Source organism: Yoonia maritima, assembly GCF_002933395.1.
Lineage (GTDB): Bacteria > Pseudomonadota > Alphaproteobacteria > Rhodobacterales > Rhodobacteraceae > Yoonia > Yoonia maritima_A.
In genome coordinates this window covers 189286-215763 of the sequence record NZ_PKFN01000011.1, presented here as the reverse complement: position 1 = coordinate 215763, position 26478 = coordinate 189286, and the positions used below count along the sequence as shown (strand labels likewise).

At 54.9% G+C, this 26478-nt stretch carries 27 protein-coding genes; 11 read left to right on the top strand and 16 right to left on the bottom strand.

Going from position 1 to position 26478, the window contains the following annotated elements; genetic code table 11:
- Positions 1-15: 15 nt before the first annotated feature.
- The 3 genes from CYQ09_RS15970 to CYQ09_RS15960 form a co-directional block, all read right to left on the bottom strand.
- A complete protein-coding gene (locus CYQ09_RS15970) occupies positions 16-1212 on the bottom strand; it encodes a hypothetical protein (RefSeq protein WP_106746379.1) in 1197 nt (398 codons plus the stop codon).
- Between the two features lie 67 nt (positions 1213-1279).
- On the bottom strand, positions 1280-2473 hold the full coding sequence (locus CYQ09_RS15965; protein WP_106746378.1) for a winged helix-turn-helix domain-containing protein: 1194 nt from the start codon (positions 2471-2473) through the stop codon (positions 1280-1282).
- Complete coding sequence (locus CYQ09_RS15960; RefSeq protein WP_106746377.1) at positions 2470-2913, bottom strand: ion channel; 444 nt, start codon at positions 2911-2913, stop codon at positions 2470-2472. Before CYQ09_RS15960 ends, CYQ09_RS15965 begins: the two co-directional genes overlap by 4 nt.
- 108 nt (positions 2914-3021) lie before the next feature.
- Between CYQ09_RS15960 and smpB the strand changes: the two genes are divergently transcribed.
- The 6 genes from smpB to CYQ09_RS15930 all read left to right on the top strand — a co-directional run bounded on the left by smpB (position 3022) and on the right by CYQ09_RS15930 (position 7521).
- Complete coding sequence (gene smpB, locus CYQ09_RS15955; RefSeq protein ID WP_106746376.1) at positions 3022-3495, top strand: SsrA-binding protein SmpB; 474 nt, start codon at positions 3022-3024, stop codon at positions 3493-3495.
- A gap of 114 nt (positions 3496-3609) precedes the next feature.
- On the top strand, positions 3610-3891 hold the full coding sequence (locus CYQ09_RS15950) for a hypothetical protein (protein ID WP_106746375.1): 282 nt from the start codon (positions 3610-3612) through the stop codon (positions 3889-3891).
- 191 nt (positions 3892-4082) lie between these two features.
- A complete protein-coding gene (sseA, locus tag CYQ09_RS15945; protein ID WP_106746374.1) occupies positions 4083-4949 on the top strand; it encodes a 3-mercaptopyruvate sulfurtransferase in 867 nt (288 codons plus the stop codon).
- The gene (locus CYQ09_RS15940; RefSeq protein ID WP_106746373.1) at positions 4949-6133 is read left to right on the top strand and encodes an aromatic amino acid transaminase; all 1185 of its coding nucleotides are present in this window, start codon (positions 4949-4951) and stop codon (positions 6131-6133) included. Before sseA ends, CYQ09_RS15940 begins: the two co-directional genes overlap by 1 nt.
- Before the next feature lie 3 nt (positions 6134-6136).
- Complete coding sequence (locus CYQ09_RS15935; RefSeq protein ID WP_106746372.1) at positions 6137-6436, top strand: chorismate mutase; 300 nt, start codon at positions 6137-6139, stop codon at positions 6434-6436.
- A gap of 128 nt (positions 6437-6564) precedes the next feature.
- Positions 6565-7521 (top strand): L-malyl-CoA/beta-methylmalyl-CoA lyase, encoded by a 957-nt coding sequence (locus CYQ09_RS15930; protein WP_106746371.1) that lies wholly within the window; start codon positions 6565-6567, stop codon positions 7519-7521.
- Between the two features lie 10 nt (positions 7522-7531).
- On the opposite strand, the gene CYQ09_RS15925 is transcribed toward CYQ09_RS15930, so the two are convergent.
- Complete coding sequence (locus tag CYQ09_RS15925) at positions 7532-7957, bottom strand: hypothetical protein (RefSeq protein ID WP_106746370.1); 426 nt, start codon at positions 7955-7957, stop codon at positions 7532-7534.
- A 141-nt stretch (positions 7958-8098) separates the two neighbouring features.
- Between CYQ09_RS15925 and CYQ09_RS15920 the strand changes: the two genes are divergently transcribed.
- Together CYQ09_RS15920 and CYQ09_RS15915 are read left to right on the top strand one after the other, a co-directional pair.
- Positions 8099-9061 (top strand): acetyl-CoA carboxylase carboxyltransferase subunit alpha, encoded by a 963-nt coding sequence (locus tag CYQ09_RS15920; RefSeq protein ID WP_106746369.1) that lies wholly within the window; start codon positions 8099-8101, stop codon positions 9059-9061.
- Between the two features lie 6 nt (positions 9062-9067).
- The gene (locus CYQ09_RS15915; protein ID WP_106746368.1) at positions 9068-9760 is read left to right on the top strand and encodes a M50 family metallopeptidase; all 693 of its coding nucleotides are present in this window, start codon (positions 9068-9070) and stop codon (positions 9758-9760) included.
- On the opposite strand, the gene CYQ09_RS15910 is transcribed toward CYQ09_RS15915, so the two are convergent.
- Genes CYQ09_RS15910 through CYQ09_RS15895 form a run of 4 tightly spaced genes read right to left on the bottom strand, consistent with a single transcriptional unit; the run spans position 9750 to position 12631 of the window.
- Positions 9750-10358, bottom strand: coding sequence for a pyridoxamine 5'-phosphate oxidase family protein (locus CYQ09_RS15910; protein ID WP_106746367.1), 609 nt, complete (start codon positions 10356-10358; stop codon positions 9750-9752). The two genes, CYQ09_RS15915 and CYQ09_RS15910, sit on opposite strands and share 11 nt — an antisense overlap.
- A complete protein-coding gene (locus CYQ09_RS15905) occupies positions 10351-11079 on the bottom strand; it encodes a lysophospholipid acyltransferase family protein (RefSeq protein ID WP_106746366.1) in 729 nt (242 codons plus the stop codon). The genes CYQ09_RS15910 and CYQ09_RS15905 overlap by 8 nt, the downstream gene beginning before the upstream one ends.
- Positions 11076-11960, bottom strand: coding sequence for a cell division protein FtsX (locus CYQ09_RS15900; RefSeq protein WP_106746365.1), 885 nt, complete (start codon positions 11958-11960; stop codon positions 11076-11078). The genes CYQ09_RS15905 and CYQ09_RS15900 overlap by 4 nt, the downstream gene beginning before the upstream one ends.
- Positions 11957-12631, bottom strand: coding sequence for a cell division ATP-binding protein FtsE (locus CYQ09_RS15895; RefSeq protein WP_106746364.1), 675 nt, complete (start codon positions 12629-12631; stop codon positions 11957-11959). Before CYQ09_RS15895 ends, CYQ09_RS15900 begins: the two co-directional genes overlap by 4 nt.
- A gap of 169 nt (positions 12632-12800) precedes the next feature.
- Between CYQ09_RS15895 and CYQ09_RS15890 the strand changes: the two genes are divergently transcribed.
- Positions 12801-13661 carry a zinc-ribbon domain-containing protein gene (locus CYQ09_RS15890; protein ID WP_106746363.1) on the top strand — a complete coding sequence of 287 codons (861 nt, stop codon included), beginning with the start codon at positions 12801-12803 and terminating at the stop codon, positions 13659-13661.
- 7 nt (positions 13662-13668) lie between these two features.
- Here the strand turns inward: CYQ09_RS15890 and CYQ09_RS15885 are convergent, their stop codons facing one another.
- The 5 genes from CYQ09_RS15885 to argH all read right to left on the bottom strand — a co-directional run bounded on the left by CYQ09_RS15885 (position 13669) and on the right by argH (position 19568).
- On the bottom strand, positions 13669-16287 hold the full coding sequence (locus tag CYQ09_RS15885; RefSeq protein WP_343229866.1) for a TIGR02302 family protein: 2619 nt from the start codon (positions 16285-16287) through the stop codon (positions 13669-13671).
- Between the two features lie 43 nt (positions 16288-16330).
- Complete coding sequence (gene lysA, locus CYQ09_RS15880) at positions 16331-17599, bottom strand: diaminopimelate decarboxylase (RefSeq protein WP_106746361.1); 1269 nt, start codon at positions 17597-17599, stop codon at positions 16331-16333.
- 72 nt (positions 17600-17671) lie between these two features.
- The gene (locus tag CYQ09_RS15875; RefSeq protein WP_106746360.1) at positions 17672-18010 is read right to left on the bottom strand and encodes a DUF2834 domain-containing protein; all 339 of its coding nucleotides are present in this window, start codon (positions 18008-18010) and stop codon (positions 17672-17674) included.
- Entirely contained in the window at positions 18010-18183 is a 174-nt protein-coding gene (locus CYQ09_RS18435; protein WP_165793412.1) for a hypothetical protein, read from the bottom strand. Before CYQ09_RS18435 ends, CYQ09_RS15875 begins: the two co-directional genes overlap by 1 nt.
- Entirely contained in the window at positions 18180-19568 is a 1389-nt protein-coding gene (gene argH, locus CYQ09_RS15870; protein WP_106746359.1) for an argininosuccinate lyase, read from the bottom strand. The genes CYQ09_RS18435 and argH overlap by 4 nt, the downstream gene beginning before the upstream one ends.
- A 12-nt stretch (positions 19569-19580) precedes the next feature.
- On the opposite strand from argH, the gene CYQ09_RS15865 reads away from it, so the two are divergent.
- On the top strand, positions 19581-20141 hold the full coding sequence (locus CYQ09_RS15865) for a TlpA family protein disulfide reductase (RefSeq protein ID WP_106746358.1): 561 nt from the start codon (positions 19581-19583) through the stop codon (positions 20139-20141).
- On the opposite strand, the gene CYQ09_RS15860 is transcribed toward CYQ09_RS15865, so the two are convergent.
- Complete coding sequence (locus tag CYQ09_RS15860; protein WP_430383354.1) at positions 20138-20725, bottom strand: YqgE/AlgH family protein; 588 nt, start codon at positions 20723-20725, stop codon at positions 20138-20140. The two genes, CYQ09_RS15865 and CYQ09_RS15860, sit on opposite strands and share 4 nt — an antisense overlap.
- Before the next feature lie 93 nt (positions 20726-20818).
- On the opposite strand from CYQ09_RS15860, the gene CYQ09_RS15855 reads away from it, so the two are divergent.
- Positions 20819-21613, top strand: coding sequence for a protein-disulfide reductase DsbD domain-containing protein (locus CYQ09_RS15855; protein WP_343229865.1), 795 nt, complete (start codon positions 20819-20821; stop codon positions 21611-21613).
- Here the strand turns inward: CYQ09_RS15855 and CYQ09_RS15850 are convergent.
- Together CYQ09_RS15850 and CYQ09_RS15845 are read right to left on the bottom strand one after the other, a co-directional pair.
- Positions 21610-25008: an efflux RND transporter permease subunit gene (locus CYQ09_RS15850; RefSeq protein ID WP_106746356.1), complete on the bottom strand. Its 3399-nt coding sequence runs from the start codon at positions 25006-25008 to the stop codon at positions 21610-21612. The genes CYQ09_RS15855 and CYQ09_RS15850 overlap by 4 nt on opposite strands.
- Complete coding sequence (locus tag CYQ09_RS15845) at positions 25008-26465, bottom strand: efflux RND transporter periplasmic adaptor subunit (RefSeq protein WP_106746355.1); 1458 nt, start codon at positions 26463-26465, stop codon at positions 25008-25010. The genes CYQ09_RS15850 and CYQ09_RS15845 overlap by 1 nt, the downstream gene beginning before the upstream one ends.
- Positions 26466-26478: the final 13 nt, after the last annotated feature.

Here is a 26478-nt window from a genome sequence, read left to right as displayed (position 1 = left end):
TACGGTTTCATCGCTTTAGTCTGCGGTTGCAAACCAAACGTGGTTCAGTCTCCATAGTCCAAACGCAAGCGGAATAGCGGCCAAGCCAGCAATTACATACGCCAGAGGCTGGTCATAAAAGCTTTCGAACATTTGGGTGTAGGCGTGGATACCGGCAAAGGTCATCCCGGTATTAAACAGCCCACGGCGGTTCGTCATGGCAGCCCAAGCGATCAACCCGACCAAGATCACGGCCCAGACAACACTGAATACATGTTCGCTGATCACAAGCGTGTTCTTTATGAATGCGTCATGCGCTTGTTTCCAGTCTTCGTAGCTACCGTTGTAACTGTAGTAGACATTCGGCCCCCAAAGCGTTTCACCAATGACATCGCCCCACAGGCTACCAACCAGAAACGCAAGGTTTGCGACGATGAAGGCCATGATAGCAAGAATACCCGCATTGCGCGCAATGCGCCCAGTCCAACGGCGTGCGGCCCACACGCATAGACCGATCAGCGCAGCCATTTGTATGATGCTAAACGTCGGCTCGGGTGAGTAGAAGACATATGCCGCGTGAAAATACCCGGTGCCTGTATCCAGCATCTGGGCGAACGGAATGATCGCAAGTGCGGTCACGAACCGAATATCAAGAAGCATTCCGCAAGCGGCGATCACAGCGAATGCATAGAAATGCAGAATTGAATAGACCCCCTCGGGGTAGTTAACGGCGTATTCATCGACAAAAACATATGCCCCGCACAAATGCATGGCCGCCCCCATCAACAGGACTGCCCCATACGAAAAGCGCAAGTGCGGTAGCGCTTTGGCGAACCGCCATGCGCAAAGCCCGGCAATGATACCGCCCATTGCAAACATAACCGCGCCCGCTTGGTCTTGGTATTTGTCCACCAATTCAATGCCAGAACCGCTGATCAGCATCCCCGCACCGATCATTGCGCTCGCGTTGCCGAACATCCGGTAGACCAGTGTCCCATACCGCAGGATCACCAACCCGGCCCCAAGGAATAGCCCGCCACAGATTGCGACGCTTAGTGCGTTTGCTAGATAGAACACCAGCCCCAACGTCGCAGCCAAAATCCCGGCAATCAATAGCGTATTGACGCAAAGTCCAATCATGGCAGCCCGCGCCCGATGTTTAATTTCGACCGCCTGCGCGGGGTTAATCACCCCGTCGGCAACCAGTTTTCCTGTTTCAGCAACGTAATACATTCATGCCTCCGCGTTTCCTTAATCACGGCTTAGCACAAACATGAACGTCGTTCAATAATTTATTTGATCAACGTTCACGAAGCCAATCTGGATCGTACGAAATGTCATTACACCCGCCAAATCGCGCGGCCCGCTCTAGCTCTGCGTGCAAAGCGCTTTGTCGCCCTGCCCCCATGCGCACCCCGTTTTCGGGCCAAAAAGCAGTTATGGCCAAGACGCCATTATCGCGTTTCATGTCGATCCGACCGATTAGCCGGTCTCCTTCCATCACGGGAAACACATAGTAGCCGTAGTTGCGCTGCGGGGCGGGTACGAAAATTTCGATCCGGTAGTGAAAACCGAATAACCTCTCTGCCCGTTTGCGGTCGCGAAGGGCCGGATCAAAGGGTGACAGGATGCGCAGGCGAGGCGCTGGCGCCACGATAGGCCGATCCATCACATCGGGCCATGCAAAGGACCGGCGTAGCTTGCCATCGACGCCTTCAACGTCCACTTCAATAATTCGGTTGTCGGCCAGCGCGGTAGTGCACCATGCTTTTGCCTCTGATGGTGTAACGTTATCCCAAAACGCGGCTAGTTCACCGCTTGTGGCGAACCCCAGCCGATCCAACGCGCCAGCACAGCACCATTCGATTGTGTCTTTGGTATCAGGGTGATGACTGCGGAATGCATCAGGAATGACCCGTTCAGTTAGGTCGTACACCTTGGTAAACCCATCGCGGCGTAGGACAGACAACTGCCCGGAGCGCCACAAAAATTCGAGCGCTGTCTTTGACGGGTGCCAATCCCACCAACCACCGGAACCACGGCTTTCGTCTTTGCCAACCTGCCCTGATGTACAAGGGCCATCGTCTGATATGCGGCGCAGGACCTCTTCTGTTTTGGACATAAAGTCATCGCGTCTGTCGTCTTTCCACCTGTTCGCAAGCCGGGTTTCATCGCGCTGAAATCGCAGACGCCAATGCGGAAAGCTGGAAATTGGGATCGCAGCCGCATCGTGCGTCCAATGTTCGAACACTTTGCGATCCCGGTGCAGCAGGTTTTGCAGAGCAGAGGGACGATACTGTTGCCGACGCGACCACAAAATCAGGTCGTGCGCACGGGCAAATGTGTTCACGCTGTCGAGCTGCACAAAACCAAGATCATCAATAGCGGCGGCCAAATCCGCGCCCTTGCCCGCACCTGACGGACGGGATGTCAGCCCATGTCGTCCTAGGAAAACATGCCGGGCACGTGTGTTTGTCAGAATTGGAACGTTCATTCAGAGTGCTTTCTGGTCGCCAGTTGTTGAAGGCGTACTTGGCGCAATGCCTCGACCAATAATGCCGTGACCATGCCAATGTTTAGCAACCCGTTTGCAGCGGCCAATCCGCCCAGCAAACGCCACTCCATCGGCAGTAGAATATCCCCGAAGCCAAGCGTTGTGAAAGCGACCAGTGAGAAATAGACTGCGGGTTCCATTGCTTCAAAAATACCGAGCCCACGCAGCGCAAACGCCCAAATCCAAACACCAATGGTCATTTGAACCATCACCCAAATCGCGGCAATGCAAAGGACCAACATCAGCTTTGGCCGGTGCGGTTCCCGGGTTAACCATGGATGGAGACGCATAGTCATCACCTCCATCACCCAAAAGCTAAGCCCCGCAACGAAAATGGAGACCAGCAAAAGAGCGGTGCCAAGAGCAAGTTGGATGAACATGACGACGTGCCTCGTGGGGTTTTGAACCCACACCATAACCGCCAAGCGTATAATGCAAAGCGGCAATCCCTTGTTCCGCACCGCAACATGCCCTATCTCCGCCCTACTATGGCAAAGAAACCTGAAAATAAGAATTACAAAGTCATCGCGGAAAATCGGCGTGCCCGGTATGATTATGCGATTGATAGCGACCTTGAGGTCGGGATCATTTTGCATGGCTCCGAGGTAAAATCGCTGCGCATCGGCCAGTCGAACATTGCTGACAGCTATGCATCGGTTGATGACGGTGAACTTTGGCTAACGAACGCCTATATCGCGCCATACGATCGCGCGATGTTTAGCCACGAAGAGCGCCGCAAACGCAAGTTGCTTGTCAGCCGCAAAGAGCTATCGAAGCTTTGGAACGCGACCAAGCGCGAAGGCATGACTTTGGTCCCGTTGGTGATGTATTTTAACGACCGCGGATTAGTGAAACTGAAGATCGGGATCGCTAAGGGTAAGAAAAACCACGACAAGCGCGCGACCGAAGCAAAACGTGACTGGGGCCGCCAGAAACAACGCCTACTTCGCCACGGGGACTAATTGCCGCAGGAAAACCTTTGCTGAATCCGAATCATTGGTTAACCTTCCTTCCAAGCGCGGTAACGGATCAGACCGACGCACTAAAAACAACGATCCACTTGGAAGGGACGAACTATGGAACAGATGATTATTCAGCTCATCTCGGGTGCTGTTGGCGGAAACGCCGCAGGTACCGCGATGAAGGACCTGTCACTGGGCACAATCGGTAACACAATCGCAGGCCTTATTGGCGGTGCCGGCGGTGGTCAACTGGTTGCAATGCTGGGTAGCGGTGCAGCGATGGCGGGCGGCAGCGGCGACATCATGGGTATGGTCACCCAAATCGCTGGCGGCGCTGGCGGCGGTGCTATCCTGACAGCGATTGCTGGCATGATCAAAAACAAGATGTCCAGCTAATACGCCACGACAGCTTGCTTGCGCCTCCGCCATTTGGCGGGGGCGCAATGCGTTTTGGCAGCGCCTTCGTGTCCTTTACATGCCATTCGATCAATAAAATCGCGTTCTACCTGACCTATAGCCGCAGTCGGACTTGTCATAATACACAGCGCAGGCTACCCCTTCGGCAATTGCCACGAAAGGTGAATGCCATGACAAAATCTGCGCCCGATGACCCCAAAACTTTGGTCAGCACAGACTGGCTTGCCGAACATATAAAAGATCCTGACCTACGCATTTTCGACGCATCTTGGTATTTGCCCGATGCAGGCCGCAATGCACAGGCCGAGTTCGAAAAAGGTCACATCCCCGGCGCGCGATTTTTTGATATAGACGAAATCAGCGATCTCCGGTCAGAGCTGCCGCACACAGTACCACCCGTTGAAAAATTCATGTCGCGCATGCGCGCGATGGGCGTAGGCGACGGGCATCAGGTTGTTGTCTACGACGGCAGCGGGTTGTTTTCAGCTGCCCGTGTTTGGTGGCTGTTCCGCCTGATGGGGCAAACCAATATCGCCGTTTTGGATGGTGGGCTGCCGAAATGGGTCGCCGAAGGTCATAAGACGACAAAGGCTCCTGCGACGATCCGCGACCGTCATATGACCGTTAAGCAGCGCACCGATCTTGTGAAGGACGTGACCGAAGTCGCGCGCGCCGCAAAGCTGCGGGACCATAACATTGTTGACGCCCGCGCCCCTGCTAGGTTCCGTGGTGAAACCGAAGAACCACGCGAAGGGCTGCGTTCAGGCCACATTCCGGGATCGCGGAACGTGTTTTACCAAGATCTGTTGAACGCCGACGGAACGATGAAGCAAGCAAACGCCCTACGCACGATTTTCACGGATGCAGGCGTTGATATGCAAAAGCCAATTATCACCACCTGCGGGTCGGGCGTGACTGCCGCGATCCTATCGCTCGCCCTCGAGAGGATCGGCAAAACCGACCACTCACTTTACGATGGCTCATGGTCCGAATGGGGCATGTACGCCGACCTTCCAATCGCTACCGGAGCCGCTTAATGCTGGAAAATCTCACAGCCCTACCTGCCGACAAAATTCTTGCCCTTATGGCCAAGTACAAAGAAGATCCGCGCACCGATAAGGTCGATCTGGGTGTCGGCGTTTACAAAGATGCCAGCGGCAACACCCCCGTTATGCGTGCGGTCAAAGAGGCCGAGCGTCGGATTTTGGCAGACCAGACCAGCAAAGCTTACACTGGTCTTGCTGGTGATCCTGCATTTGGCGCCGCGATGCGTGAATTGGTTCTGGCTGACAGCGTTCCAGCCGAACGCGTTGCAGCCGTTGCAACACCGGGCGGTACAGGCGCCATACGTCAAGCGCTTGAGCTGATCAAAATGGCTGCACCTGACGCGACTGTTTGGCTTTCCAACCCAACATGGCCGAACCATCCGTCGATCATCAAATACCTTGGCATGAAAATGGCCGAATATCGGTATTTTGACGAAGAAACCCGTGGCGTTGATTTTGACGGCTTGATGGCGGACCTCGATGGCATCGCTGCTGGTGACGTTGTTCTGCTTCACGGCTGCTGCCACAACCCGACTGGTGCGAACCTGACGCTTGATCAGATGGATCAGGCGATTGCCAAGCTTCAAGCCAAAGGCGCGGTTCCACTTGTTGATATTGCCTACCAAGGTTTCGGCGATGGTTTGGATGCTGACGCAGTGGCCACCCGCCGTATTGCAAGCAGCTTTGACAACGTACTTATCGCGGCAAGCTGTTCCAAGAACTTTGGGGTTTACCGCGAGCGTACTGGTATTCTGATGGCCGTCGCAAAAGATGCCGACCAAAAGGCGCTTGCACAGCAGACGCTGGCATATCTGAATCGCCAGAACTATTCCTTCCCGCCAGATCACGGCGCACGCGTCGTGACCGAAATTCTGACCGACCCAAAACTGCGAGCAGACTGGGAAGCCGAGCTGGAAGAGACCCGCAACGGCATGCTCGCGCTACGTCAACAGCTTGCGGATGAACTGAAACGTCTCACAAACAGTGACCGCTTCAATTTCCTTGCTGATCACCGTGGGATGTTCAGCCGCTTGGGTACGTCACCTGAAAAAGTCGAGCAGCTTCGCGCAGAGCACGGCATCTATATGGTTGGCGACAGCCGCATGAACATCGCGGGTCTAAACGCGCAAACGGTTCCAGTTCTTGCAAAAGCGATTGTCGACGCCGGGATATAATCCATGACACGCACGCCTCCGGCATCTTGTCATTCAATGGCAGAGTTGCGCCGGCAGATTGATGCGCTTGATTCCGATTTGGTTGCGCTTTTAATCGAACGGGCCGGCTATATTGACCGGGCGGTCGCGTTAAAAAAAGATGTCGATCTGCCAGCGCGGATCGACAGTCGAGTAGACGAAGTCATCGAAAACGTACGCGGCACGGCGTCTGCAGGTGGGCTTGATCCCGAACTTGCCGAGACGATTTGGTCGCAGCTGATCGAATGGTCCATCGCCCGCGAAGCCCAACATATCCGCGAATAAGACCAAGACGCGACGTCACACCGTCGCGTCCGTTTGCTGCACCTGCACAATTACCTTGCGATCCATCGCGCAACATTATACCTCGAATTGTGATAAATTCGTAATTTTGATGCACGAAGGAAAACGCCATGTCATTCCGTCTTCAACCAACGCCTCCTGCCCGTCCTAACCGCTGCCAGCTGTTTGGTCCGGGTTCGAACACTAAGTTGTTCCCAAAGATGGCGGCGAGCGCTGCGGATGTGATCAACCTTGATCTGGAAGACAGCGTATCCCCATCAGACAAGGATACCGCCCGCGCCAATATCATCGAGGCGATCAACACAATCGATTGGAACACAAAATACCTGAGCGTGCGGATCAATGGGTTGGACACGCCGTATTGGTACCGCGATGTTGTCGATTTGCTGGAACAAGCGGGTGATCGCTTGGATCAGATCATGATCCCAAAGGTCGGTTGTGCGGCTGATGTTTACGCTGTCGATGCGCTGGTCACCGCGATTGAGACTGCCAAGGGCCGGACCAAGCCAATCAGCTTTGAGGTGATCATCGAATCTGCGGCAGGTATCGCGCATGTCGAAGAAATCGCTGCGAGCTCACCTCGTCTTGCTGCGATGTCACTGGGCGCTGCCGATTTCGCTGCATCAATGGGTATGCAAACAACTGGGATCGGCGGGACGCAAGAAAACTACTACATGCTGCATGGTGACACGCGTCACTATTCCGATCCATGGCATTGGGCGCAGACGGCGATTGTTGCGGCATGTCGCACGCATGGCGTTTTGCCAGTCGACGGGCCGTTTGGTGATTTTTCAGACGATGAGGGTTACCGTGCGCAATCCCGCCGGTCGGCAACGCTGGGAATGGTTGGTAAATGGGCGATCCACCCAAAGCAAATCGCACTGGCTAACGAAGTATTCACCCCATCAGAGGAAGCTGTTGCCGAGGCGCGCGAAATCCTTGCTGCTATGGAAGACGCCAAAGCACGTGGTGAAGGAGCCACAGTGTACAAAGGCCGCTTGGTCGACATCGCGTCGATCAAGCAAGCCGAAGTCATTGTGCGTCAGTCCGAGATGATCGCGGGCTGACGCAACAGGTTTACTGGCCCGCGAGGGTCAGCATGCCTGCGTTAAATGCGGCTCTGCAGTCTGTTGCATCCCGCATGATGTCGTCTTGTAGCAAAGGGGTCGACGTCATACCTGGACCTGCGAAACGCATGTCGTCACATTCCTGATCGTTCGACCATTCGCCGCTATCGTTACCAAAATCAATTGTGCCATCGGCAGCCACACCCGCCAGCGTCAGCCGCCCGGCTTCAAACGCACGCTTACAATCGGTCGCATCGGCAAGAACGTCTTCTTGCAACAATGGTGTCGAGGTCAGACCCGGCCCAGTAAAGCGGCCGTCGTCACATTCGCCGTCATTCGCCCATTCGCTGCTGTCATCACCAAAATTGATAGACTGTGCCGAAGCGTTAGATGCCGCAAATGCTGCGATGGTGCTGAGAAGAAGAATGATTCGCATAATATGCTCCTAGAGATTGAATATCTTTGTGTTATTTCGCCGACATCATTCACAATTGCAAACAACTTACGGCATCCGTTGCCATCAGCCTGACGTTACGCCATATATCACACAGCTTTCGTAACAAGGTTCGCACAACCCATGACACAGTATCTCGATTTCGAAAAACCTCTGGCCGAAATTGAAGGCAAAGCAGAAGAACTGCGCGCCATGGCCCGGGATAATCCAGAAATGGACGTCGAAAAAGAAGCAAAAGCACTTGATAAAAAAGCGGCTGATCTTCTTGTGTCACTTTATGCGGACCTTAGCCCTTGGCGTAAATGTCTGGTGGCCCGCCACCCTGAACGCCCGCATTGCAAAGACTACATCGACGCGCTTTTCACGGAATATACGCCACTGGCAGGTGATCGTAACTTTGCTGACGACCACGCCATCATGGGCGGAATCGCACGTTTGGACGGTAAACCTGTCATGGTGATCGGCCATGAAAAGGGTAACGATACTAAATCGCGGATTGAACGTAACTTTGGCATGGCCCGCCCAGAAGGGTACCGTAAGGCAATCCGCCTGATGAACCTTGCTGATCGGTTTGGCATTCCAGTGATCACGTTGGTCGACACCCCCGGTGCCTACCCCGGAAAAGGGGCCGAAGAACGCGGCCAGTCTGAGGCGATCGCGCGTTCGACAGAAAAATGTCTTGAGCTTGGCGTTCCGCTAATCAGCGTTGTGATCGGTGAAGGCGGTTCTGGCGGTGCGGTGGCATTTGCGACGGCAAACCGTGTCGTGATGCTCGAAAATTCGATCTATTCAGTGATCAGTCCCGAAGGTTGCGCGTCAATCCTGTGGAAAGACGGCGGAAAGATGCGTGAAGCAGCAGAGGCCCTGCGCCTTACGTCCAAAGACCTGAACGAATTGGGTGTTTGTGACACGATCATCCCTGAACCCAAGGGTGGTGCACACCGCGACGCGCAAAAGGCAATTGAATCTGTCGGCGCAAAGCTAAAAACACTTTTGGCCGAGCTGGATGGTAAAAGCCCGGAAAAGTTACGTGCGGATCGCCGCAGCAAATACCTCAAACTAGGCTCAAAAGGTTTGGCTGCCTAATCGCCGATGCGCGCCTTTGTTCAAGGGCACTGGCAACTGATCATTCTGACCGTCATAGTTTTCGCGCTATGGCGGACACCCGCCCTCATCCCTCTCAAAATCCTGATTGTTTTCTTGCATGAGATGTCCCATGCAATCGCTATCCTTTTGACGGGTGGCGACATTTTGGATTTCTCCATCGACCAAAACCAAGGTGGTGCCGTTTGGAGCCGCGGAGGAAATCGCTTTGCCTCACTGACGGCTGGCTATTTGGGGTCGCTTTTGATTGGTGTCGGCCTACTGATCGCCGCAATGCGCACAAACGCCGATCGCCTGATCATGGCCGGACTAGGCTGTGCCATGTTGCTTATCACTTTGCTGTACATCCGTACCCCGTTCGCAGTTTTGTTCACGGTTGCGGTGGGCAGTAGCATGCTGCTGCTTGCGTGGAAGTTCGGACACGCGGTGAACGATTTGGCGCTGCGCGTTATCGGCCTGAGCAGTATGTTTTATGTACCATACGACATTATCAGCGACACAATTCTGCGATCACAGCTTCGCTCAGATGCCCGTATGCTGGCCGAAGAATTCGGCGGCACAACGATGATGTGGGGTGTGATTTGGTTGGTGATTAGTATCGCCGTCATCGGGCTTTGCCTGCGTTATGGGCTGGGCAAGCATAGCAACTTACCCCTGCCTTGGTCGCAATCTACCACATAGTATTTTGGGCGCGCGCACCCCAAGTTGCGTCATATTCAGCGCCGTCAAACCCTGCTTCTTGCTCAGCAAGCATTTCGCCGACCGTCGGTAGGGCCCCGCTTTCGTCGTCGGACGTCCAGACACCTGCACGCATAAGTGCACGCGCACATTGGCTGTATACCTCATCAATGGTGATGACTGTGACGCTGCGGGGTTGTTTGCCGCGTTGATCAAACCGTCCTAACAGTTCGGGGTCAAGTGTGACAATTGCAGTGCCATTCACCCGGATCACATTGTTTGAACCGGGTACAAAAAACATCAAGCTGGTCCGCCCGTCTTGAACGATGTTACGCAGGGTATCCATGCGGTTGTTGCCGCGCCAATCAGGCAACAGCAGTGTTTTCGGGTCAAGTTCCTGCACGACGGGACCATCATCACCGCGCGGACTGCCATCTGTACCTTCTGGCCCGACGGTCGACATGATGCAAAACCGCGATGCCATAATCCATTTACGATAAAGCGGGGTAAGGTGATCGGCGACCTTGATCAACGACGCATTGCCGGGCTTGCCGTAAATTCCTTCAAGAGCAGCAACATCTGTGACTGTATAACTATCCATGAAACCCGGCCTCGGCGTTCAGCCGATCACATGCAGCTTCGATATCAGTTTCTAGCTGATGCATGAATTCGGGTACCTCCATGCCAGTTTCGATCCGCGGAAGAAATTCAAAAATCACGGTTCCCGGAGTGCGATAGATGCCACGTTTCGGCCAGTATAGACCCGCATTTGTTGCAACGGGTACAACTGGCTGACCCAATTCGCGATACAACAAACCCGTTCCAATTTTATACTTTGCTTTTACCCCCGGCGCGATGCGCGTACCTTGAGGGTAAATGATAAGCTGGCCGGGCAATGCCCGCCCCGCCTTTACGTCAGCCAGCATTGTTCTGATTGCTGCACCACGTTTGCCACGATTCACCGGGATGCATCCGATACGCAAACCAAACTGGCCAATGATAGGCGCATATTTAAGAATTGCCTTCATGATGAATTTGCCGCGCGGGATCGCCCCATAAATCGCCAAAACATCCATAAATGATTGGTGTTTTGCGGCAACCATGACCTCGTCGGTTGGTGGTTCACCACGGATTTCCCACTTGAGCCCGATCATCCACGCAGAAGACCAACGTATATATCGGACGTATGCGTGACATGCAGCAATTGCACCACGCCGCGATACAATCGCTGCAGGTAAATATAGAACGCCCACGACCAACATCGCGACATACATTTGGCCCACGAAAATCAGCGACCGCAGCCACTGGATTGCATAACTCATGTTTGTTCCCTCAACCTTGCCATTGCCGCCGCGCGTGTCGCGAAAAATGCGACGATCGCTGCCAACAGTGGTATCACTAACGGCCAGATCCAGCCTGCGCCATCAAATCCGACCTCGGCAAAGAAACCGCCACCGTCTGGCAAAATTTGCAACACAATCAGCGCCAACACAACGCCTGCAATCGCACCCAATCCAGCACGCAGCGTATAGCGCCGTACAAAAGCACGCGCGATGTAGACATCCCGCGCGCCGACAAGCCGCAGCACACGGATCACCTGCGCATTCGCAGCAAGCGACGCATGCGCCGCAAGCGTGATCATCGCGGCAACGCTGGCACCAATAAGTAGGATAACCGCCCAGCCAATAAGACGGACGCGCCCGGCCGCAGCCAACAGCGGATCACGCCAATTTGCATGGTCATCAAGAACAGCACCGGGAACTTCAGCCGTCAAACGCGCCTGCAATCCTTCGGGATCATAGGCAGGTTCATCTGCGATAATCTCGACCAGTTGCGGAATAGGAAGCGTATCAAACGGCAGGTCTGAACCGAACCAAGGTTCTAACAACGCTTGCTGTTCTTCATTCGTCAGCGCGCGGGCACTGGCCACACCGGGTGTTGTTTCAAGAATTTCCAACGTCTTAGCCAAGTGCGCATCGGCCTGTTCAGGGTCAGCCGGCAGACGAAGGGTCGCCGCTTGCGCCAATTCGTCTGCCCAGCGGTCAGCGACGCGCCCAGTCGACAGCGACAACGCAAGCGCAACAATCGCCAAGAACGCCATCACAGCAGACACAAAAATGGTTAGCCTTGCCGTGACACCTGTTGGGGGAACAACGCGGTCGGCCTGCGGATCACCGACGATCAGGTCAAGCAAACCTTTCATAACACTGACCCCGCCGTGGTCAGCTGCCCGTCCTTTAGTCGCAAAACGCGTGCATCAACATCTGACTTTAGTGATCTGATGATGTTCAGATCATGGGTCGCTATCAGCACTGTTTTGCCCATTCGGTTCAGTTCAACCAGCAACGAAAGTAAGCGCTGCGACATTTCCCAATCAACGTTCCCCGTTGGCTCATCCGCGATGATGACGTCAGGCGACATGATAACCGCCCGAGCAAGGGCCGCGCGTTGACGCTCTCCGCCCGAAAGTTCCGGCGGGAGCCGCCCAGATTGCGGACCAAGGCCCACCCACGAAAGTAATTCTTTCAAATTCCCCGCAGCCTCTGACACACGCCCCGCAACGGTCAGCGGCAGTGCGATGTTTTCGGCTACGCTCAGATGATCGATGAACTGGCAGTCTTGATGGACCACACCAATCCGTCGGCGGGACATTGCCACCCCGTCACGATCTAGGGTTGCAGCATCCTGCCCAAACAACCGCGCCTTACCCTTTTGCGCGCGCAAATCAGCGTAGCACAAGCGCAACAATGTCGTCTTTCCTGCCCCCGACGGTCCGGTTAAAAACTGGAACGATCCGGGCGCAAGTGTCAGAGATAGTTGAGAAAAAAGTGCCGTGCCGTTGTGGCCGTATGACACGTTATCCAATTCAATCACGGTTTTTCCTTTGCGTCACGCGCATGTATTGCCTAAATCAGCGCACGGTTACAATGACCGCTGAAATCACAATCATGCAAAAGCTTTGCGTTTGATGCTATGGTTGGTAGATTGATGCAGGTTTAGTGATTTTTAATAATTTTGTGTCGGGCAGAAGGACAACATAAAAATGCGGCTGATTTGCCCTAAATGTAACGCTCAGTATGATATCGCTAGCGATGCGATTCCTGAAGGCGGACGTGACGTTCAATGTTCAAGCTGCTCTCACACGTGGTTCCAGACTGAAGAAACACCGCCAGCAGCCAGCACAGTTGTACCAACACCGCCCCCGGCCCCTGTTTCAAGCGCGGCATCAGGTGTTGAAGCAGCAATCACAAAGCGCAAGCCGCTGGATTCATCCATCGCAGATATTTTGCGCCAAGAGGCCGCGCGCGAAAACACCGGCGGGCTTGCTCAAAAAGCAACGCCGGACACTCCTGTTCAAGAAGATGCACGCGAGCCTGCGCTTACCCGCCCAGCTGAAACTATCAACACGGATGAAACCCGCCGCCGCATTTCGATGATGGCCGCTGAAGATACGACCACTCCGGCCACAGTCGCCGCTGCTGCAACCGGTGCTGTTGCGGCAGGTGCAAATATGCGATCTGTGCCCAGCATCGATGAAATCAACGAGCAGCTACGTGCCAGATCGCAGAACGGTGACGGCCCAAACCTGACCGAGACCGAGCAACAAGAGGTTGCACAACGTCGCGGGTTCCGCCGTGGATTTACCTTAATGCTACTGCTGCTGGCCATTTTGATCGCACCGTACTTTTTCGCAGACAAAATTGTCGACCAGCTGCCGCAGCTGGCTGACCCGATGGAATCTTATGTGGAAATCGTCGATAATACCCGCCTTTGGCTGAACGATCAGTTCCAGAACGCACGCGGGCTTATCGAAGGGTTTACAGGTGCCGAAGATGCCACTGCATCAGAAGCGCCATCGGTTGATACAGCGCCGCCGTCGGCACCCAGCGCACCATCGGAATAAATCTTAGTTAAAACTGATCGAGTAAGCGGCGAAGATAGTCGCGCTCGATCTCTGGACGGTCTTGGTCGCCTGATCTGCGGCGAATTTCGTCAAGTAGCTCTTCGGCACGGCGATTGACATCTACGCCACCAAGCAGTTCTTGGTCAGTGCCAGAAGGTCCAGCGTTTCCAACCTGACGGCCAAGCGGATCACGCGCGCCGGGTACCGGACGCCCACCCGCATCGCCCTGTTCAGTGCCTTGCCCCGGGTCGGTGTTACCGTTTTCGGCCAGCGCCTGTTCAAGTTCACGCATCCCGTTCCGCAACGCATCCATTGCTTCGGCTTGGCGGTCAATTGCTTCGGCTAGGTCGCCGTTACGCAAAGCATCTTCTGCGCCTTCCATTGCACCATCGGCGCGGTCAAGTGACTGGCGGGCAACGTCGCCAGCGCTGCCATCAGGGTTAGGCAGGCCGTCACGCTGTCGCTGAAGTTCGTCGCGCAGAGCCTGTTGACGTTCGGCAAGACTGCGTTCGCCCGCGCCACCTGAACCATCTTCGCCTTGCTGTCCGCCTTGGCCACCCTCACCAGGATTGTCGCCCTGGCCCTGCTGCCCCTCAGGGCCAGGCTGTTCACCGTTTTGACCTTGATCGCCCGGCTCTTCGCCAGATTGTCCGTTTTCTTGACCTTGTTCACCTTGATCGCCGGGTTGATCTGATTGTTCGCCTTGCTGGCCGGGATTGAACTGTTCTTGCAGGTCACGGAATGCGTCATCAGACAGGTCTTGTTGCTCACGCAGCGTTTCAGCAAGATCCTGCATGGACTGCTGCCCGGGCATCTGCGGTCCGTTGCCCCCTTCGCCTTGCGTGATGCGCAAGTTTTCCATCATCTGGTTCAGCTGTTCCATCAGCTCTTGCGCTTCGGCCATGCGGCCTTCTTGCATCAGCTCTTCGATACGATCCATCAGCGCCTGAATTTCATCCATCGACAGTTCAGTCGTGTTTTCGCTGTTGTCAGCCTGATCGGTGCCATCATTGGGCTCCATTTCTTCGGCCAACATCCGCATGTAGTCATCCGTAGCTTCACGCAATTCTTGCATCAACTCGGCGATTTCTTCGTCGGACGCGCCGTTGCGCATCGCCTCTGCAAGACGCTCTTGGGCACGCTCAAGCCGCTTGCGTGCATCGGCAAGACGGCCATCTTCGAGCTGCACGGCAAGTTCCCAAAGCGCATCCACAATCTCTGCCTGACCTTCGTCGTTCATGCCGAATTCGGCCATCCGATCCAATTGGCGGATGATCGTGCGAAGCCGCAGATAAGGGGCTTCGTCCATGGATAGGTCTTCTGGCCGATTGGACAGCGCGCGCAACACTTGGTCCACGCGGCGCACGTTCGCCTTGGACCACATCAGATCACGGCGCTGTTCGATCACTGCTTTGGCAAACGGCTGAAAGAATCGCCGCCCGGGTAGGATCATGGGTTCCGCCGGGGCTTCCGTGCTTAGCCCAGCAGCATCAACCACCTGCAATTGCATCGTCACTGGCAAGTTGGCCAAAGGATGCTCGCTTAGGTTCTCAATCAGGAATTCTTCGAAATCCGTCCGGTCGCCAGTGAATGGCATCGGCAGATCCAACACCAAGGGTTCGATCGGGTCAGGGTCGATGGTCAGACCATATTCGCGGGTTACCGCAGTCAGGTCCAAGGCAATCGTCGCCGTGCCTCTTTCGACGCCGTAATCGTCCAGCGCCATAAACGGTTGAGAAAATTCGCCCATCGCATCGGTTTCAATCGGGCCAGTCAGTTCAACCTCGGGCGGTTTGTCCTTGATTGCGTTAATATTCCAAGAGGCGCCATTTTCACCCTCGATCGAGAGCGCGCCCGATTGCGTCACATCAAACTGCTGTTGCGCGTCAGATGCGGCGCCAAATTCGCCTGTACGCCCTGAAATGGTTTCAGCAACCATCAGCGCACCGACTTCGCCATATAGGCGCAGTGTGACTTGGCTACCTTCGGGTACGGCCAAATCCCCGGCTGGGATATCATTCAGATAAATCGCAGGCTTGCCAGTGTACGCAGGGGGTTCAACCCAGCCTTCCCAGACCGGACCGGTGACAAGGCTTGGGTCGCTGCCTGCCACCATATCGCCAACCGTCGTGACCCGCAAAAGCGACCCAAACAACAAAGCAACCACGAAGAACAGCAAAGCGATAAACCGCAAACCAAATGGGTCACGATCCGTCAGCCGCAGGTTCGGTTCAATCGCATGGGCTGAATTGGTACGTTCAGCCATACGCGCGATATGCGCATTCCAAACAGCTTGTGAAGCTGGATCACTTGCGCCAATGGCCTGCGTATCAGCAATGGCCGCAATGGGGCGGCCCGGCATCGCGGCGTCAACACGCGCGACGGCCTCTGACCGTTTGGGAATACGAAACCAGCGCAGCCCCCAAAACAGCGCAGCAAAGGTTGTAATCGCAGCAACGACGACACCAGCCCAGAATGCCTCAAGCGGGAGCTGTTCGTGCCACCCCATCATCAAAGGGGTCAGAATCAACAACAGCACCGTCCAAAGCGGCCAAAATGCCCGCACGGTTTGTTCTGCGATCATGCCCAAACGCGTGAGCGTGATAGGCCAGCGCAGGTGACGCAATTGGTCTGACTGATCCTTCAGCGGGCCTCTCCTGTTACTTTGGCTACTTTAGCCATGGGGGTAGTGTATCGCGCGCAATCATTTCTTCATAGGTCGGACGCGGGCGGATAACCGCAAATTGATCCCCATCGACCAAAACCTCTGGGATTAGGGGCCGCGAGTTATATTCGGACGCCATCACGGCACCATAGGCACCAGCAGAGCGGAACGCGATCAGATCATCAGGGCCGACAGCGGGCATTTCGCGCGCTTTGGCAAAGGTATCGCCGCTTTCGCAGATTGGGCCAACGATATCGTATTTCGCGGGCTCTTCACCCGGTGCAGGTTCAACTACGGGGATGATATCGTGCCATGCCTCGTACATTGCCGGGCGGATCAGGTCATTCATCGCGCCATCGATGATCAGGAATTCGCGATCTTCGCCGGATTTCACGTAAATGACTTTGGAAACCAAAATCCCAGCATTGCCAGAAATCAGACGCCCCGGTTCGATCTCGATCTCGCAGCCCAAGTGACCAACAGTGCGCTGAACCATTGCACCGTATTCTGTGGGTAGCGGCGGTGCCTCGTTTGAGCGGGTATAAGGAATACCAAGACCGCCCCCCAAATCGAGGCGCGTAATTTCGTGACCATCGGCACGCAGCTGTTCCGTCAGTTCAGCGACTTTTTTATAGGCCGCTTCAAATGGGGCAAGTTCAGTTAGCTGCGATCCAATGTGCACATCGATCCCAATCACCTTAAGGCCCGGCATTTTAGCCGCCATTGCATAGACCTCGCGCGCGCGCGAAATAGGGATGCCAAATTTATTCTCGGATTTTCCTGTCGCGATTTTAGCGTGCGTTTTGGCGTCGACGTCTGGGTTCACCCGTACCGTGATTGGTGCAACTTTTCCTAGCGACTGCGCAACAGAGTCAAGCATCGCCATCTCTGGTTCGCTTTCGACGTTGAACTGGCGAATCCCGCCTTCGAGCGCCACGCGCATTTCGCCTGCGGTTTTCCCGACACCCGAAAACACGATGCGGTCGCCGGGAACGCCAGCAGCTTTGGCGCGCATGTATTCACCGATAGACACAACATCCATGCCAGCTCCAAGGTCAGCAAGGACCTTAAGAACGGCTTGATTCGACAGGGACTTCATCGCGAAGCATACCAGATGGTCACCCCATGAGAGCGCTTCGTCAAAAAGCGTAAAGTGACGTTTCAGCGTCGCCGTAGAATAGACGTAAAACGGGGTGCCAACCGCAGCTGCGATATCAGCTACGGGTACGTCTTCGGCGAATAGCGCGCCATCACGATACAGAAAGTGATCCAAACCTGTCTTCCTTGTCCAAAATCAATCTTGGACATATCAGATCAAGGGCAAAGACCAACCCTTGTTTCGCGGTTACAGCGTGCGAACTGTATGGGTGTCGCGTGAATAAACGACCCGGTCGCGCAGATAGAGATAAAGCGGCAAGCCACAGCTTACCCCGATACAAATCGTAGCGGCGATCGCCCACAGACTTCTTAAATTACGTGTCTTTGCGACCTCGGATAAAATCCAAATAATCAAAACGATCGCAGCAATCGTTACATCCCACGTCAGACCAGTTGACGCGAGGTTCGCGCGCCAACCATCGACCAACCCGGTAAGGCTCCAGCCTTCGATCAAAAACCACTGAATGAAAAAGTACATCGGATGTACCGCGCCCCAAAGGGCCAACACGAGATAAACAGGACGCATTAGAAACTAGCCCCAACACTGACGGCACCATTAGTTGCGCCGACGCTGGTGCTGGTACTTACGCCCCCAGTACCAACGCTAAGCCCAACGTTTGCAGCGGGTCGCCATGGCGCGCCATCGGCGCCACAACTGGCAAGCGCGCCAACCGACAAAATCAAAGCAATGCGTTTCATCCAAGTACCTCTTTCCAATGCGCGACCTGCGCGCGTACCTGCTCTGGGGCTGTGCCGCCAAAGCTCATCCGCGAGGCGACGGAGTTTTCAACCCCAAGCACATCAAATACGTCAGCGCGAATGCCAGCGTGAACCGACTGCATGTCCTCAAGCGTCAGGTCTGGCAGGTCACAGTCCTTGCCTTCGGCCATAGCAACAAGCGATCCGGTCACATGGTGCGCGTCACGGAACGGTAGCCCAAGTTCGCGCACCAGCCAATCCGCCAGATCAGTTGCCGTCGAAAATCCGCTGGAAGCCGCCGCTTTGAGGCTTGCGCGGTTCGCGGTCATATCAGAAACCATGCCTGTCATCGCGGCCAGCGCCAGCATCAGGTTGTCTGCGGCATCAAATGTTTGCTCTTTGTCTTCCTGCATATCCTTGGAATAGGTCAGCGGAAGCCCTTTCATCACTGTCATCAAGGCCACGTTGGCACCAAAGATGCGGCCGATCTTAGCGCGGATCAGTTCTGCGGCGTCGGGGTTGCGTTTTTGCGGCATGATCGACGACCCAGTTGACCATTTGTCGGACATCTTCACAAAGCGGAATTGTGCAGACGACCAGATCACCAGTTCTTCGGCCATGCGCGACAGATGCATCGCGCAAATGCTGCTGGCGGCAAGGAATTCAAGCGCAAAGTCACGATCAGATACGGCGTCCAGAGAGTTGGACATCGGACGATCAAAGCCCAATTCCTTTGCCGTCATTTCGCGATCAATCGGGAACGACGTACCGGCCAGCGCCGCAGCACCCAAGGGTGATGTATTCATGCGCTTGCGCGCATCCGCAAACCGCGAACGGTCACGTGCGAACATTTCCACGTAGGCCAACATGTGATGGCCCCATGTCACAGGCTGCGCGGTTTGCAGGTGCGTAAAGCCGGGCATGACCCAATCTGCGCCAGCCTCGGCCTGACCAAGCAGCGCATTTTGTAGCGCGGCTAATGCTTCGTCCGCTTGGTCACATTGATCACGCACCCAAAGGCGGAAATCGACGGCAACCTGATCGTTACGTGACCGTGCCGTGTGCAAGCGACCTGCGGGTTCGCCAACCAATTCTTTCAAACGCGATTCCACATTCATATGGATGTCTTCTAGCGCTGCAGAGAATTCAAACTTTCCTGTTTCAATCTCTGACAATACGGTGACCAGACCTTCCTTAATGGCCGCGGCATCGGTATCACTGATGATGCCTTTGGCAGCCAACATGGTTGCATGGGCAAGCGAACCTGTGATGTCTTGCGGCGCAAGGCGGCGGTCATACCCGATTGAAGCGTTAATCGCCTCCATAATCGCGTCTGGTCCGGCGGCGAAGCGTCCGCCCCACATCGTGTTTGCGGTCTTGGTCATGAGGAAAAGCCTATGCGAAAGTTAATGTCAGCCCTGCTTTATACGGCCCTTGCTGTTGTTGCAAATACTGCCATAGCCGACACCACAGCGATTGAAGCCCTGCGCGAAGGTGACATGCGCAAGTTAACGTTTCATGAAGCCGCAATCGCTGCGCCTGACAGTTCATTTCTAGCAGAGGACGGTAGCGAAATGACGCTTGCTGCGTATGAAGGGCAATATGTTGTCTTGAACTTCTGGGCCACTTGGTGCGCGCCATGCCGATTAGAGATGCCGCATCTTTCTGCGCTCCAAGAACAGATGGGCGGCGATGACATGCAAGTCGTCACGATCGCGACAGGCCGTAACCCTGCACCAGCCATTGATCGGTTTCTCGCTGAAATTGAAGTCGACAATTTGCCAAAACATACCGACCCTCGCCAAGGGCTTGCGCGTAGCATGGGTGTGCTTGGGTTACCTGTTACCATTTTACTGGATCGCCAAGGAAACGAAATTGCGCGCATGCAGGGCGAGGCAGACTGGTCAAGTGACAGCGCGATTGCCATTGTGCAGGCACTTATCACTAACGGTAGCTAGGCCCGGCCAGCGATATCAGAAAGCAATATGGGATCAATTCCCATATGCTTTAGCGCGGCAGTCCATTTGTGTTCGTTTGCACGACCAAAGACAATATCGCTGCGCGCTTCGCAGGTCAGCCAACCATTATGCGCGATTTCAGACTCTAGCTGACCTGGTCCCCACCCTGCATAACCAAGCGCAAGCAATGACGTGTCAGGGCCAGTACCTTTGGCGATGTCTTCGATCACGTCTAATGTCGCGCTCATTGAAATGTCTTGCGCAACATTTAGCGTACCCACCGCAGCTTCATAATCGCTAGAATGCAGGACAAACCCGCGCGATTGATCGACCGGCCCCCCAAAATGCACGCGAATATCGCGCACCCCGGATGCCTTTTCGATATCCAACTGATCAAGCAAATCAGAAAACTGCACCTCGGTTTGAGGCTTGTTCACGATTAACCCCATGCCCCCATCTTCGGAATGGGCGCACATATAGATCACACTGTGGGCAAATCTTGGATCATCCATGGCAGGCATGGCGATCAGCAATTTACCTGTCAAACTAGGTTCCTGAGCTTTCATGCGCCGTAAATTGTTCATCATTGACTCTATATGCAAGCAATAACGTTGCAGTGGATCGCCTGAAAGTGACTTCCTATTGCAGGCCGAATGCATAATTAATCCCGTATGCGTATGATTTCTTTGATTCCATTGGCCATGTTGGCCATTTCTTCACCAGCCTGGGCTTCTCCTTATGATAAGCTCGCGCAGGTCGAAGTCATTCCTGGATGGCGTAACGCCAACGGTGATCACATCGCAGGGTTGCGGATCACATTGGCGCCGGGTTGGAAAACCTATTGGCGCGCGCCCGGTGACGCGGGGATTCCCCCCAGTTTTTCTTTTTCCGGGTCGGAAAATATTCGTGCAGTTGCCCCTCACTGGCCTGTCCCCGAAGTGTTTAACAGCAATGGCATGCAGACGATTGGCTATCATGACGGTGTCGTGTTTCCATTGACTGTGTTCACCGATGCACCCGATCAGCCGATGCAAATCAGCGGGCAAATCGACATTGGTGTATGCGAAGAAATCTGTATTCCCGTCAGCCTAAGCTTTGATGCGGCGCTACCGATTGATGGCGGCCGCGACAGTGCAATCACTGCCGCACTTGTTGATCGTCCGATGACCCAGTCAGAGGCAGGCATTGGCCCGGTGTCTTGCAGCATAGACCCCATTCGTGACGGACTGCGTGTTACAACAAGGTTTGACCTTGCCCCTCTAGGCACCGACGAGGTTGTCGTCGTGGAATCGGGTGACGCGAACGTCTGGGTCTCAGAAGCACAAACACAGCGATATGGCGATCAGATAAGCGCAACGGTTGATATGGTGCATCATAGCGGATCAGCATTCGCACTGGATCGATCACGCGTGAAAATATCCGTTTTTGGCGGGGACCAAGCGATCGAAATACAAGGCTGCGCGGGTCGCTAAGCACCGCTGCGTTTCGCACCAGTGCCTAGCAAAACAGCAAGATAGATACTGCCCACGACAGCCAACAAAGAGACTACATAGATTCCGAAGGCGGCAATAAACCCGCCCTGCCCTAAGACTGGCATGATCGTAACCGCAGGCGCCCATGCGGCACCAGTAACTAGCAGGGGTAAGATCAACGCAGCAAACAGTGCAGTTGCGCAGATACCAGCAATTGCTGCAGGCACAAACATCGCAGCACGGCGCGCCCTGAGCGCGCGCTTTGCAGATGTGATTTGGTGCCTGAAATCCGCCTGCATCGCCATGACAGATGGCACCACAAGCAGCACCAAGACAAACCCAAACGCCAAACCGAATACAAGCGTAATCACTGTTGGCTTTAGGAATTCAGCCTGTGTAGAGCCTTCGTAAAGCAGCGGAGCAAGCCCAAGCACTGTCGTCAACGTCGTCAGCATCACAGGCCGAAGCCGATCAACCGTGCCGTCAATAATCGCCGGGATCAGCCCGCGTTCTTCGGCGTATTCATCAATGGTCGTGACCAGAACAATACTGTCGTTAATGATAATCCCGACCATCCCGATCAGGCCAATGACGGTGAACATGCTCATGGGAATACCCCATGCGTTGTGGCCGTAAATGGTGCCGACCAGCGCAAATGGAATGATCGACATCACCACAATGGGCCGGGTCCAACTGCTGAAAATCCACGAAAGGGTTAGATAGATACCCAGCAAAGCAAGGATTAGCCCGGTGCGCGCATCAGATAAAAACTCGCGTTCTTGTTCGCTTTGCCCCGATAGTTGCGTTTCGATACCAAAGTTGCTTTCGATACGCGGCAAAATATCGTCATTAATAAGAGTCTGAATTTCGGTCGCACGGGCCGCATCGTCGCTATCTAAATCGCCAGACACTTCGATTAATTGGATACCGTTTTCGCGCCGTACCGTCGAAAACCCCGTGCGCGTTTGCACCGTGACCACATCGGCCAGCGGCACATAGATACCGTCCGACGTGCGGATTTGCATGCGGTCAAGAAAGTCGGCCGATAGCTCTGTTTCGGGCATTTCGACTTGAATGGACGCCGAACGGGTCCCATCGGGGTAGGTCGCGGCCTCGATCCCACCTAAGCGGTTGCGCAGCACGCTACCCAAGCCATCAATGCTCAGCCCCAGACGTTCCCCTTGCGGAGTGAGTTCAAGGATCATTTCTTCTTTGTCGTAGGACAGTGAATCTTCGAGCCCGGAAATCTCTCCGAATTGGGCGAGTTCGTTTTTCAACGCTTCGGAAGCGCCTTTGAGCGTGTCGCTGTCGGCGCCAAACATTTGAACCGATAGGCTATCGCCGCCTGCACCACCGCGGAACCGGCGGAAGCTAACAGTTTCGGCCAGTGGGTGTTGTTGAATACTATCTTGAAGCGCGCTTACGAAGGCCGCACTGCTATAGGGGCGGCTATCGCGGTCGATCAGTTCAATCGTGATCGCACCCAGTTGGTCAGCGTCTTTGGTATCGGACCCAGCAATAGCGCGGCCCGAATTCCCACCGATCTCAGCAACGACGAATTTCAGCGGGTTATTTCCATATTCCGCTTCGTATTTCGCACCCAGATCGTCGGCTGCACGTTGCATTTCGCGCATCATTTCCACTGTGTCTTCGCGTGTAGCGCCCGGCAGCATGGCAAAATTGCCGGTGACTTGGCTTTGCTCTGGCGCGTTAAAGAACCGCCAACTGACATCGCCACGGATGAACAGCGCAAGCTGCGATGCAAGCGTGAGCAGTGCCAAAGCAAAAACCGGATAGCGCGCCCAGACAACAAACCCCATAAATGGGCGGAATAGGGTCTCTCTGAACCACACAAAGCCTTTGTTTACGAACCGCGACGGCGCATCGTACCAGTGGTCTTTTGCAGAATGCCCGATGGTGTGGGACAGGTGATTGGGCAAGATTAGGAAACATTCAGCCAAGCTTGCGATCAACACGACAATGACAGTGAATGGGATGTCCGCGATCATATCACCGAACCGCCCGCCAATAAGCACGAGGCCATAAAACGCGATAACGGTGGTGATCGTGGCGGACAAAACGGGACTAAACATACGTTTCGCCGCGTTTTCGGATGCGATGACAGGATGTTCACCCAAATGGCGCACCCGATAATCCGCGTGTTCCCCCACCACAATGGCGTCATCCACGACGATCCCAAGCGTGATAATCAACGCGAAAATAGAGATCATGTTGAACGTAATGCCAGAAACATACATCAACGCGATTGCCGCCAGCATCGCGACCGGAATACCCGCAGCGACCCAAAATGCAGTGCGTGCATTCAAGAATAGGAACAGAAGGACAACGACAAGCAACAGCCCTGTCGCGCCGTTTTCCATCAAGATTTCAAGCCGCGCGGTAATCAGTTCTGCACGACCGTTGGTAAGCTGAATAGTCACGCCTTCAGGCAATGACGCTGTCAATTCTTCTGCTACATCTTGGACGGTATGCTGTAGTTTGATCGCGTCGCCCTGTGCCGAACGCGTCACCTTGAGCTTGATCGCAGGGTGTTCGTCCACGTAATAGGCGCGTTCCCGGTCGGTCCCTTCGACTCGAATTGTCGCAACATCGGCAATGGTAAGCTGCGATCCGTCAGCGTTGGACCGTAAAACAATCGCGCCGATATCTTCAGCGCTGCGTTTAGCCACGCCAGTGCGCACACGCGCATTGCCAGACACATCACCTGCAGGGTCTGCGGCGGCTTCTTCTGCGATGCGGGACGCAATATCGCTTAGGCCGATGTCATGTTCAATGATGGAAAGCGCCGGCACTTCGACGATGGTCGAAGGGGCCGCAACCCCTTGTACAGACACTTGCGTCACGCCTTCGGCGAATAATCGGGTTGCCAATTCGTCGGCAAATCGCGCCAGTTGATCAACACCCACAGGCCCAGCGATGACCACATCGGTAACCGTGTCTGACCAGCCACCGCGCCGAACGTTAGGGTCTTCGGCGTCAGATGGCAGGTTACTTGTACTGTCGACCGCAAGCTGCACGTCTTCGGTGGCGCGCTCGATGTCATAGCCCGGCTCGAACTCAAGCTTGATCGACGCGCGACCTTCGACTGAAGTTGCCTCTGACGACATGACACCTTCGACGGCAAGCAGCGCGGGTTCTAGGACTTGTACGATCGCCGTATCGACATCTTCTGCCCCCGCCCCAGACCATGTTACTGATACCGTCAGATCATCGACCACAACGTCTGGAAAATACTGCGCGCGCATCTTTGGTAGCGCCAAAAGCCCCGCTGCCAGCATCAAGACAAGCAGCAGGTTCGCCGCGGTTCGGTGCCGCGTGAAATACGATAGCAATCCGCTTGCGCCGCTCGCGAGATGTGCGCCCCCGGTCGCCATCAGCTTCCCATCCGGCTTTCCAGCCGCTCTACTGTTTCGCTTGAAACTTCGTCTTGTTCTAACTGTGCAAGAATGCGGGCTTTTACGTCATCGGGCATGGGACCGTCGGTAACAAACGCAATAAGCTTTGCGCGCCGATCAGGGTCTAACCTTAGCATTTCAGGCTCTAACACAGCGATTTCTTGGCCTTTGGGCATGATCGGGCTGACCTTAATTCCGGCACCCAAAAGCGGCGAACGTTCGGCCACAATCGCACGACCGGCATAATCACCCACACTGACAATGACGTTGTCACCTTGCCGTCGCAGCAAACTGACCTCCCCAACGCGAAGCCTTTCGTCGTCACCAATCAACAAAACGGTTTCATCAGCCGCGATGGCCGTAGAGGGCACCAATGCGACGTTTTCCAATGCTGGTTCATCAATGCGAACAGTCACAAAGTCACCAGGCCGAAAGCCCAGCGCAGTATCTAATGTCGCGAACAACAAACGCCCTGTTTGGCCGCTTGCCACCGACGCGCTTTCACGAGTAATTTTGCCTGTACCTGCAAGGTCCAACCCCGACACATCCAGTGTCACGGTTACGGGTGCTTGGACAAGCTGACCACGTTCGTCCAACAGTCGTGCATATTGGGATGTAGACACCCGAAATGACACCTCTAGCTGTGTTGGGTCCACCAGCTGCGCAAAGGATTCATTCGCCGAGACACGACCACCCGCGCTAAGGGTGACATCAGACAACTGACCGTCGAATGCGGCGTATACTTCGGTATCAGAGACATCCCTTTCTGCTTCGGACAGATTGATACGCTGCCGCGCAAGGCTTGTGGTGGCTTGATCAATGCGCGCTTGGGCGGATGCGACAGACTGGCGCTGCGTCAGAACAGATGCCTGCGCAGATGACGAAGCAAGTTCAGCGGTTTCAACCGCAGCCGTCGTTCCCACGCCGCGCCCAGCCAAATCCTGGGCACGGGCCAACGCCTGATCACGTAGTGCAGATTGGGCACGTGCCGCGGTTAATTCATCCTCAGCCAACACAAATGCACGTTCGGCGTCGCGTAATTCGGCCTCTGCATCTTGTAGGTCAGCACGCACGCGGTCCAATGCGGCGGTCGCGACAGCAGCATCAATCCGTAAAAGAAGATCACCTTTGGTTACAGTCCCGCCGTCGACCAATGCGTCACTTACCTCTTCGACGATGCCACCAGTCGCGCTGCGCAAATCAAGCGTCCGCTGACTGCGAAGTTCACCAAAGGCAGTTAGCTCTGGAACAATAGTTTGCGGGTCTAACATGGCGACATTCACGGATAGAACCCGTTCGCGCTGTGGAAAGCTGCGCGGTTCTTGGTTCATCTTCGCGACCACCGCACCACGTACCAAACTGCCCGCCCAAGCCAGTAGGACAAAGGTCACCGCCAACAGAAAGACGCCAGTCAGGCTACGTCGCAAAAACCGCATATTTAATTCCTTG

Excerpts from the sequence above, each read along its gene's own strand:
- CYQ09_RS18435 (WP_165793412.1), bottom strand. The coding sequence starts at position 18,183 with ATGAAACGCATTGCTTTGATTTTGTCGGTTGGCGCGCTTGCCAGTTGT.
- CYQ09_RS15915 (WP_106746368.1), top strand. The coding sequence starts at position 9,068 with ATGCGCGCCTTTGTTCAAGGGCACTGGCAACTGATCATTCTGACCGTC.
- CYQ09_RS15845 (WP_106746355.1), bottom strand. The coding sequence starts at position 26,465 with ATGCGGTTTTTGCGACGTAGCCTGACTGGCGTCTTTCTGTTGGCGGTG.
- CYQ09_RS15900 (WP_106746365.1), bottom strand. The coding sequence starts at position 11,960 with ATGAAAGGTTTGCTTGACCTGATCGTCGGTGATCCGCAGGCCGACCGC.
- CYQ09_RS15935 (WP_106746372.1), top strand. The coding sequence starts at position 6,137 with ATGACACGCACGCCTCCGGCATCTTGTCATTCAATGGCAGAGTTGCGC.
- smpB (WP_106746376.1), top strand. The coding sequence starts at position 3,022 with ATGGCAAAGAAACCTGAAAATAAGAATTACAAAGTCATCGCGGAAAAT.
- CYQ09_RS15930 (WP_106746371.1), top strand. The coding sequence starts at position 6,565 with ATGTCATTCCGTCTTCAACCAACGCCTCCTGCCCGTCCTAACCGCTGC.
- CYQ09_RS15905 (WP_106746366.1), bottom strand. The coding sequence starts at position 11,079 with ATGAGTTATGCAATCCAGTGGCTGCGGTCGCTGATTTTCGTGGGCCAA.
- CYQ09_RS15920 (WP_106746369.1), top strand. The coding sequence starts at position 8,099 with ATGACACAGTATCTCGATTTCGAAAAACCTCTGGCCGAAATTGAAGGC.
- CYQ09_RS15875 (WP_106746360.1), bottom strand. The coding sequence starts at position 18,010 with ATGCGTCCTGTTTATCTCGTGTTGGCCCTTTGGGGCGCGGTACATCCG.
- argH (WP_106746359.1), bottom strand. The coding sequence starts at position 19,568 with ATGACCAAGACCGCAAACACGATGTGGGGCGGACGCTTCGCCGCCGGA.
- CYQ09_RS15865 (WP_106746358.1), top strand. The coding sequence starts at position 19,581 with ATGCGAAAGTTAATGTCAGCCCTGCTTTATACGGCCCTTGCTGTTGTT.
- CYQ09_RS15855 (WP_343229865.1), top strand. The coding sequence starts at position 20,819 with ATGATTTCTTTGATTCCATTGGCCATGTTGGCCATTTCTTCACCAGCC.
- sseA (WP_106746374.1), top strand. The coding sequence starts at position 4,083 with ATGACAAAATCTGCGCCCGATGACCCCAAAACTTTGGTCAGCACAGAC.
- CYQ09_RS15950 (WP_106746375.1), top strand. The coding sequence starts at position 3,610 with ATGGAACAGATGATTATTCAGCTCATCTCGGGTGCTGTTGGCGGAAAC.
- CYQ09_RS15970 (WP_106746379.1), bottom strand. The coding sequence starts at position 1,212 with ATGTATTACGTTGCTGAAACAGGAAAACTGGTTGCCGACGGGGTGATT.
- CYQ09_RS15910 (WP_106746367.1), bottom strand. The coding sequence starts at position 10,358 with ATGGATAGTTATACAGTCACAGATGTTGCTGCTCTTGAAGGAATTTAC.
- CYQ09_RS15860 (WP_430383354.1), bottom strand. The coding sequence starts at position 20,725 with ATGAACAATTTACGGCGCATGAAAGCTCAGGAACCTAGTTTGACAGGT.
- CYQ09_RS15850 (WP_106746356.1), bottom strand. The coding sequence starts at position 25,008 with ATGGCGACCGGGGGCGCACATCTCGCGAGCGGCGCAAGCGGATTGCTA.
- CYQ09_RS15965 (WP_106746378.1), bottom strand. The coding sequence starts at position 2,473 with ATGAACGTTCCAATTCTGACAAACACACGTGCCCGGCATGTTTTCCTA.
- CYQ09_RS15890 (WP_106746363.1), top strand. The coding sequence starts at position 12,801 with ATGCGGCTGATTTGCCCTAAATGTAACGCTCAGTATGATATCGCTAGC.
- CYQ09_RS15960 (WP_106746377.1), bottom strand. The coding sequence starts at position 2,913 with ATGTTCATCCAACTTGCTCTTGGCACCGCTCTTTTGCTGGTCTCCATT.
- CYQ09_RS15940 (WP_106746373.1), top strand. The coding sequence starts at position 4,949 with ATGCTGGAAAATCTCACAGCCCTACCTGCCGACAAAATTCTTGCCCTT.
- CYQ09_RS15925 (WP_106746370.1), bottom strand. The coding sequence starts at position 7,957 with ATGCGAATCATTCTTCTTCTCAGCACCATCGCAGCATTTGCGGCATCT.